This window comes from Alteromonas stellipolaris, assembly GCF_001562115.1.
GTDB lineage: Bacteria > Pseudomonadota > Gammaproteobacteria > Enterobacterales > Alteromonadaceae > Alteromonas > Alteromonas stellipolaris.
Genome location: NZ_CP013926.1, coordinates 2,140,946 through 2,155,204, shown reverse-complemented (window position 1 = coordinate 2,155,204; position 14,259 = coordinate 2,140,946). Strand labels below are relative to the sequence as shown.

The following is a 14,259-nucleotide window of genomic DNA, read 5'->3' as shown; positions in this document are numbered from 1 at the left end:
AAAGCAATGCACTTGCATTTCTTGGCATAAGCTTAACTATTGTGACAATATAATAAAACAGATAATAAGTACGATTTCTCATCTTGCATCATTTGCGTTCGGCCAATTTTTATCGTGCAGTAGTGCGCAGCTATAACAGTGTGCGCAAGGCAAGTATTTGCTTTGTGTTAGCCGTTTGTGCTGGTCCCATTCAGGGCGCATACGCGCAAGAGCCCGAGTCTCAAGCTGGTCAACGTAGCAAACAAGAAAATGCGCCAAGCCCAATAAAGCAGTCTAATCAAACGGCCTTTCAGTTTTCAATTCCAGCCCAAGATGCCGACGACGCGCTAACAGAACTAGCAAAGCAAGCTAATACCACACTCTTATTTCCTTTCGACTTAGCGCAAACGGTTAAAACCAATTCTTTAGAGGGTAACTTCACCCTTAACGAAGCCTTATCAAAATTGCTTGATGGCACCGAGCTTGCCGTGGTGACCGACAGTGCTGGGCAAGTCAGTATTCGTTCTCGCAGTGATGTAGTTGCTCAAAATAGAAAAGACGAGGGTGAAGAGAAGGTTCAAGAAGAAGACACGAGTAATGCACTTGAGCGTATTGCTGTAGTGGGTACCAGAAGTTCTCCTCGTAGTGTGGTCGAATCGCCCGTGCCACTCGATATTATTGGCTCAGAATCGTTACGTTCACAAGGCAACAGCGATGCCTTGTCGATGCTAAGCACCATGGTGCCTTCTTTAAACGTAAACGACCAGCCAATTAATGATGCTACCAGTTTAGTGCGACCTGCTAATTTACGAGGTATGGCGTCAGATCACACATTACTGCTCGTCAACGGTAAACGCAGACATCGCTCGGCAGTCATTACTTTTCTTGGCGGTGGCTTATCTGATGGCGCACAGGGGCCGGATATTTCGGTTATCCCTGCTTATGCATTAAAACAAATTGAAGTTTTACGAGATGGTGCTGCGGCACAATACGGTTCAGATGCAATTGCTGGCGTGATTAACTTCGTACTTGATGATAGTGATTCAGGGGGCAGCGTCGCACTTAAAACGGGTACCTATTCTGAAGGTGATGGTGAGTTATTTCAGATACAGGCTAATAAAGGCTTTCGTTTAGGTGAAAACGGCTTCTTGAACGCCACGGTAGAATATCGACAGCAACAAGGCACATCACGCTCTGTTCAGCGTGATGATGCACAAGGCCTCATTGATGCGGGTAATACGTTTATAAGCAGCCCTGCGCAAATATGGGGCGCGTTAGACGTTAATGAAGACATGAAAATGTCGGTAAATGCTGGGTGGGATATTTCGCCTAACTACGAAGGTTACGCGTTAGCAACTTATGCCCATCGTGAAATAAGTGGCGGTTTTTACTTTCGTAACCCACAAACCCGAGAAGGTGTTTTTTCTGAAACAAACGAAGAAACGAGCGAAAGTCGCTTATTGGTTGGGGATTTAGACGGTATAGGGCAGGGGATTAGCTGCCCCACCATTTTCCTTGATGATACTAATGTATTGGATAACCCCGATTATTTGCGTATTGCCGATAACACCACGGCACTTGGTGCGAACTGCTTTGCCTTTAACGAGTGGTTTCCTGGTGGGTTTACCCCACAATTTGGTGGCACAATTACTGATGCCTCTGTATTTGCTGGCGTCAAAACGGAATTAGACAATGGCTGGGCGATGGATTTAAGCGCCAGTGTTGGCTACTCAGATATCGCTTACCGTTTGTCTGGCACCGTTAATCCTTCCCTCGGGCCAGACTCGCCACTTTCTTTTTCTCCAGGCTCAGTTAGCCAAGTAGAGCGTACGTTTAATCTTGATTTCGCAAAGCTAATTCAATCCGTATTTGAAGAGCCAATTAGTATTGCTATGGGCGCAGAATGGCGCAGAGAAACTTACTTTCAAAAAGCCGGTGATGATGCCTCTTATGCCGCAGGCTCGCTTGCTTTCGACTCCACAACGGGGGCATCGCAAGGGTTCAGCATTGGCTCGAACGGATTTCCTGGTTACCAGCCTCAATCTGCAGGGCACTGGAGCAGAAGTAATTGGGCGGTGTACATAGATTTGGAGTTTTTTTTAAGTGAAGCATGGCAGTTTGGTGTAGCCACCCGCGTTGAACACTTTACTGATTTTGGCTCTACCTTTGATGGTAAGCTAAGTACGCGATATAAGGTTAATGACTTATTTGCCCTTCGAGGCTCTATCAATACTGGCTTTAAAGCGCCGACGGTTGGTCAAAGTAATGTGATTAATGTCACCACGGCTTATAGCGCGAATGGACTAGAAGACCAAGCCACACTGCCGCCCACTGATTTGATATCACAACAGCTAGGTGCAACACCGCTCACTCCAGAAGAGTCGGTTAACTTTAGTTTAGGTGCGGTGATGCACGTAAGTGATACCTTTTTCGCAACCCTCGACTATTTTAATATCCGTTTAATGGACAGGATCAGTACCACGTCAGCAATACCGCTTAGTGAGGCAGACATCCAAGTGCTTAGTGCGAACGGCCGCGACGATGCGGCGAACTACAATGCCGCAAAATTTTTCACCAATGACTTTGATACCCAAACCCAAGGGGTCGATTTAGTGGTTCACTACGACTTCATGGTACAAGATTGGAAGCAGACATTGTTGTTAGCTTACAATTGGACAGACACACAAGTAGAGCGGGTGACCTTGTATCCCACCATGGTTGATGGTGAGATAACCTTAATGCCAAACCTGACAACACAGCGTATTAGAATGCTAGAAGATAACTTGCCAGCACACAGAGGCAGTTTGACGCTTGAACAGTACATTGGTGACTTTAATTTTACGTGGCGGGCAAACTACTACGGCAAATACTACGAAGACCATTTAGATGCTTCAGCGGGAATGGATATTTTTGGAAGCGACACGCTAACGGCAGATGCGCAAGTAGCATGGTTTTTTTCACCAGCGTGGCGAGTTACGCTAGGTGTGCAAAACTTATTTGATACAAAACCTGATAGCAATCCATTTAGTGGGGAAGTGGGGGCTTTATATCCGCCAACATCGCCTGGGGGAATTAATGGCGCATTCTATTATTTAGGATTGGAATACAGTGTTGATTAACGACACAAAAGTTGATTGAAATAGAAGGTCAGATAAATTTTGGATAGAATCTAAAAAATAAGACCTAAAAAATAGAAACTAGGAAAATACCTAGGAAAAAAGAAAGGGCTAGCCTACGTTTTTAAACATAGAATCATCGATGATGGTTTGATCGATAATCTGTTGTGCCATTTGGATGCACTTGCCACACTGGGAACCAAGTTCCATATGTTCACGCAATTCACGCATGTTACCTACGCCATTACCTTGTACTGCGGCGCGTATGCTTTTATCGGTAACGCCGTAACACATACATACAAACATAAAACACTCCAAATAAGTCTGTAAATGATAATAATTGCTATTTCATTCTAATGCAAGTGAGATTTAGTCGTATTCACACTCAAGAAATCATCAAAAAGGGTGGCCGTTGGTACGATGAGTGAATAAATCTTGAAAAATTAGCAGAAGTAGAGTGCGTTACCGCTTGTTATCTAAGATAAAGTACCAATAAAGAGAGTTAGAAAACGCCCAGTGAAAAGACGTTTTACTTATTATTTAGTTTTTATATAAATTGGAGATATTCATGAGTGTATTAGTTGGCCGTCCAGCGCCGGATTTTACCGCTGCTGCAGTATTAGGTTCAGGTGAAATAGTTGATTCATTTTCACTATCTGAAACCATCAAAGGCAAAAAAGCGGTACTTTTTTTCTACCCGCTAGATTTTACCTTTGTTTGCCCATCTGAACTTATTGCTTTTGATAAGCGTTTTGAAGAATTTAAAAAACGCGGCGTAGAAGTGATTGGGGTTTCTATCGATTCACAGTTTTCTCATAACGCATGGCGAAATACGCCTGTAAACGAAGGTGGCATTGGTCCAGTTCAATATACGTTAGTGGCCGACGTGAAACATGAAATTTGTCAGGCGTATGATGTAGAGCATCCAGAAGATGGCGTGGCATTTAGAGGTTCTTTCCTGATTGATGAAGAAGGCCTAGTACGTCATCAAGTAATTAACGACCTTCCGCTAGGCCGTAATGTAGACGAAATGCTTCGTATGGTCGATGCACTTGCATTCCATCAGGATCATGGCGAAGTTTGCCCAGCGGGTTGGACACAAGGTAAAGCGGGTATGGACGCTTCACCAGAGGGCGTAGCTAAGTACCTTGCAGCAGAGGCTGAAAAGTTATAATAGGCCGAAAGTATCTACAAAAGCCTTAAAAGTAAGCACTCAGGCTTGTTAAACAGGCTTTATGCAAATACGTCTACCTAATACTAAAACAGCGCCATTCGGCGCTGTTTTTTATTTCTACTGAATAAATTTTAATTTGAAGCGATTGCAGCCAAGGCAGTATTTCAGACGTTGCTTATCAGCAAGGCTCATCAGGGCTGATAGGTTCACCAGCTAAGGGCCAGCCGCCCAATGTTTTGTAACGATTTACCATAAAGCAAAACAGTTCCGTGGTTTTTTGCGCATCATATAATGCGCTGTGGGCTTCTTTTTGATCAAACTCAATACCTGCCGCACGGCAGGCTTTAACCAAAACAGTTTGGCCTAACGTTAAACCAGCAAGGCTGGTGGTATCAAAAGACACAAAGGGGTGAAAAGGCGTGCGTTTGATATTACAACGAGCGATAGCCGCGTTGACGAAACTTTGGTCGAAGGTGGCGTTATGCGCCACAATCACCGAGCGCTGGCAATCCGCATCTTTTTGCGCTTTACGAATACCTTTGCACAACGACTTCATTGCTTCACTTTCTTCTATGGCACCGCGCAGGGCACAGTGAGGGTCAATGCCGTTAAACTCTAGCGCTGCAGGCTCTAAGTTCGCGCCTTCAAAAGGATCGACATGGTAATGAAAAGTTTGGTCGGGATAAATCAGACCATCTTCTTCCATTTTTACCGTTACGGCAGCAATTTCAAGTAAGGCATCGGTCCCAGCATTAAAACCGGCGGTTTCAACGTCGATAACAACAGGGAAGTAGCCCCTAAAACGATGAGGAAGGGAGTGGTGCAACTCAGACATAGTTTCTCTTAGCAGGTTCTTTGGTTACGTAACAAAGCTGTATCAACATAGAAATGCTACAAAAAGTGCTGGGATTATGGCAAGGATAACCCACGGTATCCAGCCTGAATTTCAATGTGGGGCGTTAGAAACCTGAAATGAGGGCATAATTGATGGTATTAATGGTATAGAAGGCTAAACTTTTCTACACTAAGGACGATATATTCTGTAAGCGCCTTTTCGTTAGGTATGGTTTATCAGTTGAGTGGGTATAGTTGTGAAGCGTAAATTCGGTTTACTTATTCCGTTGTTTTTTACTACGGTCGCAAGCGGTGCTATGCGTCAGTATTCTGCTACGGTAGAAACGTCTAACTGGGAAGTGGTTGATGCATCGCGTTTGCAATGTACATTGAACCATCCTTTACCCGGTTACGGCGATGCCATGTTTACAAGCGTGGCTTCTAAACGGCTTAATATGGAATTTGAGCTAGACATGCATTTATTGCCTAACCGCTTCGATGTAGCTGCTGTTTATTCTGTACCGCCAAAGTGGATGCCGGGTGTAGCGCCTAAAACCATCGCCGATATGACATTGCGCACGCAATATAACGGTGACCTTCCGCAAGACGCTGCATGGACTATGCTAAGTGAACTCGAAAAAGGCTTCTGGCCTACCATTTATTATCAAGACTGGTATAACGAATACGATAAAGTGAGTGTTGCATTAAACGCCAGTAATTTCTCGAAGGTGTATCGAGACTTCGTTAAGTGTGTGTCTAACTTATTGCCTTACAACTTCGACGATATTGCCTATACGGTGTTGTCGTATCAGAAAAACAGTACCGAACTGACTAAGTATTCTCAAAAGCGCCTAACAATGATTGGGGAATACCTAAAAGAAGATAGCGACTTAGAGTTAGTATTGCTTGATGGCTATACCGATAGCTATGGCGGGCGATGGAACAACGAACAATTATCTATACGCCGAGCCAATGAAGTAAAAAGCTACTTAACTACCATAGGCGTGCCCGATGACAGAATTCAACTGACGGGGCACGGTGAGAAGCGCCATATAGCAAATAACGATACCCGAGAGTCGCGAGCGCAAAATAGAAGGGTAGTAGTGCGGTTATCTAAATCTTAGGGTTATCTAAAATCTAAGTAAAAAATATAAACAAATTTGAAAAAGCGGCTTAATGGCCGCTTTTTCGTGAAGTGAATAATATATTTGTTGTTGCTATTCGCCTTGTGCTTCAAGCCAGGCTTTTACCGGCGGCACATGGTCGGTAAATACGCCGTCTACGTTCACCACGTGTTTAAGGGTAGAAAGAAGCTGTTCTGCTGTCATGCCTGGCGGAAGGGCATCTTGACGGAACGTGTAGGGATGAATAATGAAACCTTCTGAATGGGCATACTCAACCCAGGATGCGGGTACTAATTTACCTGCTTCCATCGCTTGTGGGTCTAGTAGTTGACCTAACCAGGGGCCTAAACCGTCGGCATAGTTTGCCACTTCTTTCATGCCTGCTTCACTTTTGATCCAATCGTAGTCTGTGGTTGATTCTCCCCAACTGTTTTCACCTATTAGCATGACCACTTTTCCCGCATAGTTTAGGTCTTTTCTAATGCGCTTTATTTCATCGAAGTCGAAACACTGCAAGTAACTGTTGGCGTCTTTATTGGCAAGATTAAATCGTGTTAGTGATGCAATCACAATCTGGCTAGCGTCTACTCCTTGTTCGTTATGCCACGCTGGTGATTTTACTTCCGTATAAACCCCTACATTGGTATTGAACTCTCGATTAAGCTGAGTAATAAGCTCGTAGTGTTCTTCTAAGGTTGCCACGGTAAAATTTGCCGTATTCCCTGTATAGCGTTTTGTAAAAACTTGTTCACCCTTGCTGTTCGCTCGTTCGTGTACTTGCAGAGTGCGAAGCTCAGCTAACGTGAAGTCTAAGGCGTAAAAGCGACCATCTTTACGTGCACGCTCTGGAAATACTTGCTCTACATTGGTTACTGTTTCTAAGTGTATGTCGTGCAAGACCACAGCAATCCCATCTTTAGTAATAACCGCATCTTGCTCAATAAAGTCAGGGTTCATGGCAAAAGCAAGCGTGGCGGCTTCTAATGTGTGCTCAGGCAGATAACCTGACGCGCCCCTATGAGCAATAACATCGAAGTCTTTCGCCAATAGTACTGGGCTTGCAAAAATCGAGATAGAAAGCGAGAAAGTAAGTAGAGCGTGACGAATTTTTAGCATGATAGGGCAATATCCTTATTAATAGGGCCGCTGTATTTTAAAATAGAGACTTATTGTTTTGTTTGAATAAGTTCGATGGCATAGCCATCTGGATCGCGAACAAAAGCAATGACAGTAGAGCCGCCCTTTACGGGGCCTGGCTTGCGGTATACATCACAGCCATTTTGCTCTAGGTTTTCGCAGAACTGATAAATATCGTCTACTTCGATGGCGATGTGGCCGTAAGCCGTGCCTTTTTCATAGGTGTTGTCGCCCCAGTTATAAGTGAGTTCAAGTACGGTAGTGTTAGTTTCTTCACCATAACCCACGAAAGCGAGCGTGTATTCATAAGCTTGGTTTTCAGACTTTCTTAGCAGCTTCATGCCCATCAAATTAGTGTAGAAGTGCAAAGACGCATCAAGATCCTCAACACGAAGCATGGTGTGTAGCATTCTCATTCGATTCTCCCCGTCCTTCTAAGGACATCATATATATCAGTTTACTATGGGTATGTGAAAGGAATGAGACACTATGGCGCAAATACAATGGCTGCAAGCGCCTATCGTTAAACCGCTAGCAAAAAAGGATAGTTAAAAGCCCCACATTCCAATATTGTCTATTTTAAGGCGGCGAGGTTGATGTAGTAAATAACTTGACGATCTTATCAACATACGTAAGTAAGTTTTAAGCCGAGCTTGCGCCGCGAATTGAAGGTATATGCGGGGGGAGGGCACGAGGGTTACGGTATGTGGCCAATTGTAATGAAAGTTGTACAGCAATATGTTGCACGGTAAGTGAAATAAATAGCGATATCGGTAGACTTACCTGACTGAAAGATGTACATTACGCCCGCTTTAGATAATTAAAAGCTTTTTCTACTACTGCGTTGTACCCTTTTATTCTTCAGTTTTATCGAAGTTTTAATAGATATACATTTGCGTTACTAGTAAGTTAAATCTATTGCTATCCGGTGAATTTCACCAATTACTTCAAATATATAAGGTTACAAACATGTCTGATACAGTAAACGGCACAGTTAAATGGTTCAACGAAGATAAAGGTTTTGGTTTTCTTACTCAAGACGGTGGCGGTAAAGACGTATTCGTACATTTCCGTTCAATCGCTTCTGACGGCTTCAAAACTCTTTCTGAAGGCCAAGCAGTTAGCTTCAGCGTAGAACAAGGTCAAAAAGGCCTTCAAGCTGCAAACGTTGTTGTTCTTTAAGTAGAACTTTAAAATACAACGACAAAAGGCTAAGTTTCTACTTAGCCTTTTTTAATTGTGCAGTACTAATATTTTTATTTATTTTTGGTTTGATAAGAACAGAATTTTGAAAGGAATTTTAAAACGAATAAAAAACTAGCAATATTATTATACAAAGAAAAATTATATGTCTCATACTATTAACGGCGCTTCGCTCCGTACACTTCCTCCTATTTCGACAATCTCAGTAAATAACTTCAACGTTGTTTTTACCGATAAAGAGTGTCAAAAGTCAGTTCAATTTCACAACAACAGAGATACTAAAGTATTTTTACGTTGGTTGCTTAATACTACGGTTGAAAGTATTTATGCTTAGCTAATAAGTAGGCTGAAGCAAAATTAATACTGCGTTAAGAGCTCGTGTGTCGCTATTGCCTTACAGAATATTGCGTATAAAAAGTAAATTTCCTCTTTTATATTATGTATTCTGAGCAAGCAGGTTTATGCTTGATATAGGACAAGTAACAGTTTTGTTGCCCTTTTACCTGCAGACAAGGTTCGATTTTGCTTTCTTACTTTCATTTGGGTGTTTTTTATTTTCTCCTCATACTGGTGGTAGTCCCCGCATTTGGTCAGGAACCTATATCAGTCGTTGATGATAAGCGTATAATCGCTGATGCTAATGTGTGGCACGAATTAGATTACTCTTTTGATACATCAAATCTCGAATCAAAAAATAAGCTCGCAATTTTAAAAGAGGCTTATGAATACGCCCCGGTTGTGCCATCACTGGGCGGGAAGTCGGGAAGTTACTTCACCAAAGTAGTCTTAGATATTTCGCAAAAAGGGCAGTACTTTGTTGTCGTTAATGCCAACTTCATTGATGTTGGTTTAGCTTCATATTCGTCGCCTGTTCAGCCTGAACTTAGCACTCAAGTCTTCTCTCAACTTCTTGATGACAGCACGCCTCCGGTGCTTCATTTTCAAGCCGTGACGGTGCAAACCGTTATGGCAAATGAGCGAGTAGAATTATGGCTGTTTATTAAGGCCAAGCAGTTTCCTACGCCAGTTTCCATTACTGTGTTAGACAGTACAGAGTTTTATCGTTTCCAAAAATTTAATAACGGTATTTCCATAGCTGGCATTACCACCATGTTCATTTTGTCCTTGCTGGCCTTGCTCATCTATTCTGGGACGAGGAAAAGAGTAGCATTAACCTGTGCAGGTTATTTGGGTATTCATGCTATTGGCTGGATGGCAGCTTCTGGAATGCTTGGTGATATCGTACATTTCCCATTCAATACCAGTTATTGGGGAATGCTACTTTTTCCTTTCGCTATTGCCTGTGCTGCTCAGTTTGTCTCAGATTTATTTGAGTGCAAAACCGACCACAAAAAATTGTTCAAATTTCTTAAGACTTTGAGTCTAGTAAGCGTTGTATTAGGCGTTGGCATGTGGTTTATGCCATTTTCTATCGCATATTTACTATCTCACTTATTGGCTATGTTCTGGATAGTGGTGACCATAGCGGTGGGTGTGAGCATGATTAGACAGCAAGATTTCCGCGCGAAATATTTTTTGGCAGGCAATCTACTCTACAGTGCATCACTTGGCTACTACATTGCTGCTCACAGCCAGTATTTCGGTGAGCTAGCGTACCCCGAATCTGTTGTTATATTTGCATTGTCGCTAGATTGCTTATGTATTTTGTTGAGCTTAACTGAGTGGTTTAAATTAAAGCAAAAGGAGTTCAATCGAAACCAGTACTTATCGCGCATAGACTCAATGACTCAGCTTGGTAACAGATTTTCTCTAACAGAATGCATTGAAGCCTTAGATGACTACTACGTTATTATTTTCATCGATTTAGATGGTTTAAAGGCCATTAACGATAAACACGGTCATGATGAAGGCGACAAACTTATTATTAAGGCTGCGAGCCTATTGCAACAATCGTTTTACTTTTTGGGAGATATCTTCCGCTCAGGAGGCGATGAGTTTGTAGGGGTATTGCAAGCCGATTCGACCAGAGAAACCCGAAACGTGGCTGATAGCGCCTTATCAATAGTATCGAATGTTTCAATGGAGCTTAGCAAGCAATGGAGTGATGCGGGCGTTAGCTTTGGGATTGCAACAAGCCTTGAGACTAAGGTGCCTTCAGAATGTATATCGTTGGCAGATAAACGTATGTATCAACACAAAGCTAAATCGAAGCATCCGCGCTCTGGCTAGGCGCTTAGTGAAAAGGCTTTTTGTAAGAGTTCTTAATAAGGGCTCTAAATAAGAGCTCAGTGGAAACGCTTAGCCTCTGTAAATAATATGACTTCGCTTTTAGTTTCAGTGCCAGCTATTTAAACCGCCAAGCGTGGAGAGCCAAGCTTTATCGTATTAGGCGTTAAACTCAGTAAAAATTACGCATTTCACCATCACAGTGAACCTTGTCAAGGTTTCTTTGAAGCTTTACGGTGATGCTGAGCGTAAAAAAAAGCGGCTATCATCAAGGCCAAGGGCAGTAAAAAGATTAATTCAGGTCTCATGCTCAACACTCACTGTTTTGTTCACTTAATAGATAGATTAATGATTAATCACTTATTTGCAAGTGGCTCAAGCGTCCAGCCCGCTCAAATGAAAAGTCGCTCGCCTGGGGGGATCGGCTCTCATTTCTGTCTTCCTATGGCACCTTTTTCCACATCCTTGTTCGCCTCCTTTTCCGACCCCGTTGATTTTGTGGTAACGTAATTAAATAGCACAATTTATCATAACGCATTAAAAGGACTTAACTTTCATGGCGCTGCAGCGAATAAAGGTACTATGTTTTTTTCTACTATCAATCAGCCCAATCTCCTATGGGCAAGATGCTTCTGTAGAAGATGAAACACAAAGCTCCAGTTACACCCTAATTACCGAAAAGCTAACATCGAAGGTATTATTAGAAGAGCGCACTGTGGTTGTTCAACTCCCTAAAAGCTATGCTGAAAACCCAGATAAAAAATACCCTATTATTTACCGTCTTGATGGCGCTACTACGCTCGTCATGTTGAATGCGGTTCTTGAAAGTTTGCAATCTCAGCGGGCGGCGCCAGAAGTTATTGTGGTGGCAATCGAAAACACCGACCGTCTTCGGGATTTATACCCTAACGTAAATAAAGACCCCAATGGTCCCGTGGGTTATGGCGGCGGAGGTGCTAAGTTTTTACAATTTATCACTTCAGAATTGATGCCGATGGTGGAAAGTAAATATCGGGTGCATGATTTTCGAGTTATTGCAGGTGCATCGGCTGCAGGCGCTTTCTCATTGTATGCAATGCAGCAAGCGCCTGAATTGTTCAATGCTGCCTTAACTTACAGTGCTGCAGTATGGTGGGCACATGGTGCAACGGCAAAGACTACGGTTGAGTTCATAAAGAATAATAAAAAGCTCGATCATTACCTTTATACCGCTATTGGCAACGAAGGTGCGCCCATGCGCCCTTATTACGATGCGATGATTTCAGATATCCGTAAAAACAAGCCGGAGGGACTACGGTGGCATAACGATGTATTCAATGACGTACCTCATAACCTTGTGACCAATGCAGCAAGCTTTAAAGCGTATTACAGTTTATTTTACTCAGAGTATATGCGCCCGAAAGACTATGATGGTGATTTGAGCTCGATTGAAAAGTATTACGAAGTGGTATCACAGCAACGAGGCGAGAAAATCGAAGCGGCGGAATGGGTAATAAGAGAATTAGGTTATCACTTCGTGTCAGAACAAGATTTCGATGAAGCTATAAAGCTATTTCAGTACGGTATTGAACGTTATCCCAATGCGCCGGATGCATACAATGGTCTTGCCTATGGCTATGAGCAGTCAGGCCAGTTTGAAAAAGCACTGGAGCAGGTGAATAAGGCATTAGCGCTAGCTTCTTCGGATTACGATGGCTATGACGTTTACGAGGGTAGACGGGAACGGTTATTGAACAAGCTTGGCGAGCGTTAAAGCGCGAAATTTAACCTGATTCCGTGATTGAAGCTTCAAGTCATTGGAGAGAATCATTTCTCATATTCTCTTTGTATGAAGGAGGATAATAAGCGGGTAGGAGAGTTGCTCAGTTGTACTAACTCAGTCCTAGCCCGCTTATGCCACCCTAAGGCTTTAATGCCACATCTGAATCAGCAATTAAATATATACTTGCTGCATAAGCGGCAATATTTTGCGCTAATTCATCGGGATCAATCTTATCAAGCGTATCATCAGGCGTATGATGTAAATCGAAGTAATCCTGTCCATTTTGGTTTAATCGAATGGTCGGTACACCTTTTTTAGCCAAGGGAATGATGTCAGGACCACCGCCGGGAACATCTGATCCTCCTCTCACTATGCCAAGAGGGGACAATATTTTTCCTACTTCATCCATCAGCAAGGTAGCTTCTGGGTTGACGTTCGATACTAGTTGCCAAATAGTTTGCGCACCAAAGTCAGATTCGGTTGCCAAAACATGGTTTTGTAGGTTCGCATCATGTTGTTTTGCATAGGCGAATGCACCAAGTAGTCCCACTTCTTCTGCTCCAAACATTACTACCCGTATAGTACGCTTGGGGCGAGTCGGTAAATTAGCAATCAACGCGGCAGCTGCGGTAGTGATAGCAACGCCTGCGCCATCGTCAACTGCGCCAGTGCCTAAATCCCAGCTGTCTAGATGGCCACCAATAAGTACGATTTCTTCAGGCTTCTCACTTCCCACTAAATCGAGAACAACATTTCCGCTTTTCACTTCGCCTTTCCATTTTGATTCTGAATGCAGTGAAAGACTTATAGGCTTGCTTAAACCATGTAAGCGGCGAAGGTGATCAGCGTCAGGATTTGAGATAGCGATAACTGGAATATCTGCCCATTTGTCACCGTCTTTACTCATCATCCCTGAGTGCGGGAATCGATGTGAGTCTGAACCGACAGAGCGAACCACCAATGCGCTAGCGCCACCACGCTGCGCATGTTGCCAGCCAATTCTTCGACGTTGATTGGCTTGGCCATAACCTGCGCCGGTTTGGCTTTTAACCATTTTGTCGCCATCGACAAAAGCAATTTTTCCGCTAAGGCTGCCATCCTTAACATCTGATAATGCGTGAATATCTCTAAAATATACTACATCGGCATCAATACTCTCTTTTGATGGAGCGCCACCACCTAAAGCAGTACCGTATAAGTCCTGCTGGTAAGGCGAGGTTAGCGATATGTGTAGATGCCCTCTATCCCAAAAAGGCATCGTAAATGGTTCGATACTGACGTTGTCGAACCCCAAACGTTCGCCTAACTTTACCCCCCAGTCTCTCGCGCGTTTCTCAGCTTCAGAGCCTCCCAATCGAGGGCCTATTTCTGTGGTCAGCGATGTCACGATGTCCATACCTAAGTCACTTTTCAGCGCAGTTTCTATAAGGTCGTTCGCAGTTTGTTTTTGTTCGTTTGTTATCACATTAGAAGCTGCCAGTAGCGGAAAACTAAAAAAAGCTACAATAGCGGTAAAAGTGAGGCGTCTAAGTTGATGCATGTGTTCTCCATTAATACTGTTATTTGGGCCGAATTCTTATAGTAACTGCAACGTACCCCAAAATTGTTTTTTATTATTTAAGCGCTCTTTTCTAGTTTTAACGGTTTAGGCCGTAAAGTAATGCGAATTTGCTCGCGTAGAAGATGTTGCCGTTTACAGCTACAGTCTCTTAGCTAAAAGAAGAAAACCCTGAGCGCGACCAG

12 protein-coding genes are annotated in these 14,259 nt (G+C 43.2%); 7 read left to right on the top strand and 5 right to left on the bottom strand.

All coding sequences use genetic code 11. The features are described from left to right. The first annotated feature begins 263 nt into the window (after positions 1-263). On the top strand, positions 264-3,098 hold the full coding sequence (locus tag AVL57_RS09115; protein ID WP_057796282.1) for a TonB-dependent receptor: 2,835 nt from the start codon (positions 264-266) through the stop codon (positions 3,096-3,098). Positions 3,099-3,206: 108 nt separating this feature from the next. Here the strand turns inward: AVL57_RS09115 and AVL57_RS09110 are convergent, their stop codons facing one another. Beyond that, positions 3,207-3,401, bottom strand: a complete 195-nt coding sequence (locus AVL57_RS09110) for a bacterioferritin-associated ferredoxin (protein ID WP_013784972.1) — start codon at positions 3,399-3,401, stop codon at positions 3,207-3,209. 262 nt (positions 3,402-3,663) lie between these two features. On the opposite strand from AVL57_RS09110, the gene AVL57_RS09105 reads away from it, so the two are divergent. Further along, complete coding sequence (locus tag AVL57_RS09105) at positions 3,664-4,269, top strand: peroxiredoxin (RefSeq protein ID WP_057793114.1); 606 nt, start codon at positions 3,664-3,666, stop codon at positions 4,267-4,269. 178 nt (positions 4,270-4,447) lie between these two features. On the opposite strand, the gene rnt is transcribed toward AVL57_RS09105, so the two are convergent. Next, positions 4,448-5,104 (bottom strand): ribonuclease T, encoded by a 657-nt coding sequence (rnt, locus tag AVL57_RS09100; RefSeq protein ID WP_057793112.1) that lies wholly within the window; start codon positions 5,102-5,104, stop codon positions 4,448-4,450. 316 nt (positions 5,105-5,420) lie between these two features. Here rnt and AVL57_RS09095 point away from each other — a divergent pair, with 316 nt between their 5' ends. Then, positions 5,421-6,227 carry a flagellar protein MotY gene (locus tag AVL57_RS09095; protein WP_057796280.1) on the top strand — a complete coding sequence of 269 codons (807 nt, stop codon included), beginning with the start codon at positions 5,421-5,423 and terminating at the stop codon, positions 6,225-6,227. 93 nt (positions 6,228-6,320) lie between these two features. Here the strand turns inward: AVL57_RS09095 and glpQ are convergent, their stop codons facing one another. Both glpQ and gloA read right to left on the bottom strand, forming a co-directional pair. Beyond that, entirely contained in the window at positions 6,321-7,343 is a 1,023-nt protein-coding gene (gene glpQ / locus AVL57_RS09090; RefSeq protein WP_082604949.1) for a glycerophosphodiester phosphodiesterase, read from the bottom strand. A gap of 50 nt (positions 7,344-7,393) precedes the next feature. Next, the gene (gloA, locus tag AVL57_RS09085; protein ID WP_057793110.1) at positions 7,394-7,780 is read right to left on the bottom strand and encodes a lactoylglutathione lyase; all 387 of its coding nucleotides are present in this window, start codon (positions 7,778-7,780) and stop codon (positions 7,394-7,396) included. A 553-nt stretch (positions 7,781-8,333) separates the two neighbouring features. On the opposite strand from gloA, the gene cspE reads away from it, so the two are divergent. From cspE to AVL57_RS09065, 4 genes are all read left to right on the top strand, one after another. After that, positions 8,334-8,546, top strand: a complete 213-nt coding sequence (gene cspE, locus AVL57_RS09080) for a transcription antiterminator/RNA stability regulator CspE (RefSeq protein WP_013784966.1) — start codon at positions 8,334-8,336, stop codon at positions 8,544-8,546. Positions 8,547-8,712: 166 nt separating this feature from the next. After that, positions 8,713-8,901, top strand: coding sequence for a hypothetical protein (locus tag AVL57_RS09075; protein WP_013784965.1), 189 nt, complete (start codon positions 8,713-8,715; stop codon positions 8,899-8,901). A 188-nt stretch (positions 8,902-9,089) separates the two neighbouring features. Further along, positions 9,090-10,757 (top strand): GGDEF domain-containing protein, encoded by a 1,668-nt coding sequence (locus AVL57_RS09070; protein WP_057793107.1) that lies wholly within the window; start codon positions 9,090-9,092, stop codon positions 10,755-10,757. 553 nt (positions 10,758-11,310) lie between these two features. Beyond that, a complete protein-coding gene (locus tag AVL57_RS09065) occupies positions 11,311-12,507 on the top strand; it encodes an alpha/beta hydrolase-fold protein (RefSeq protein ID WP_057793105.1) in 1,197 nt (398 codons plus the stop codon). A gap of 148 nt (positions 12,508-12,655) precedes the next feature. Here the strand turns inward: AVL57_RS09065 and AVL57_RS09060 are convergent, their stop codons facing one another. After that, complete coding sequence (locus AVL57_RS09060) at positions 12,656-14,056, bottom strand: M20/M25/M40 family metallo-hydrolase (RefSeq protein ID WP_057793103.1); 1,401 nt, start codon at positions 14,054-14,056, stop codon at positions 12,656-12,658. Between the last annotated feature and the right edge of the window lie 203 nt (positions 14,057-14,259).

What these genes read in the sequence shown, in the direction of transcription:
- AVL57_RS09110 (WP_013784972.1), bottom strand. Translation starts at nt 3,401, where the DNA reads ATGTTTGTATGTATGTGTTACGGCGTTACCGATAAAAGCATACGCGCC.
- AVL57_RS09105 (WP_057793114.1), top strand. Translation starts at nt 3,664, where the DNA reads ATGAGTGTATTAGTTGGCCGTCCAGCGCCGGATTTTACCGCTGCTGCA.
- rnt (WP_057793112.1), bottom strand. Translation starts at nt 5,104, where the DNA reads ATGTCTGAGTTGCACCACTCCCTTCCTCATCGTTTTAGGGGCTACTTC.
- AVL57_RS09095 (WP_057796280.1), top strand. Translation starts at nt 5,421, where the DNA reads ATGCGTCAGTATTCTGCTACGGTAGAAACGTCTAACTGGGAAGTGGTT.
- glpQ (WP_082604949.1), bottom strand. Translation starts at nt 7,343, where the DNA reads ATGCTAAAAATTCGTCACGCTCTACTTACTTTCTCGCTTTCTATCTCG.
- gloA (WP_057793110.1), bottom strand. Translation starts at nt 7,780, where the DNA reads ATGAGAATGCTACACACCATGCTTCGTGTTGAGGATCTTGATGCGTCT.
- cspE (WP_013784966.1), top strand. Translation starts at nt 8,334, where the DNA reads ATGTCTGATACAGTAAACGGCACAGTTAAATGGTTCAACGAAGATAAA.
- AVL57_RS09075 (WP_013784965.1), top strand. Translation starts at nt 8,713, where the DNA reads ATGTCTCATACTATTAACGGCGCTTCGCTCCGTACACTTCCTCCTATT.
- AVL57_RS09065 (WP_057793105.1), top strand. Translation starts at nt 11,311, where the DNA reads ATGGCGCTGCAGCGAATAAAGGTACTATGTTTTTTTCTACTATCAATC.
- AVL57_RS09060 (WP_057793103.1), bottom strand. Translation starts at nt 14,056, where the DNA reads ATGCATCAACTTAGACGCCTCACTTTTACCGCTATTGTAGCTTTTTTT.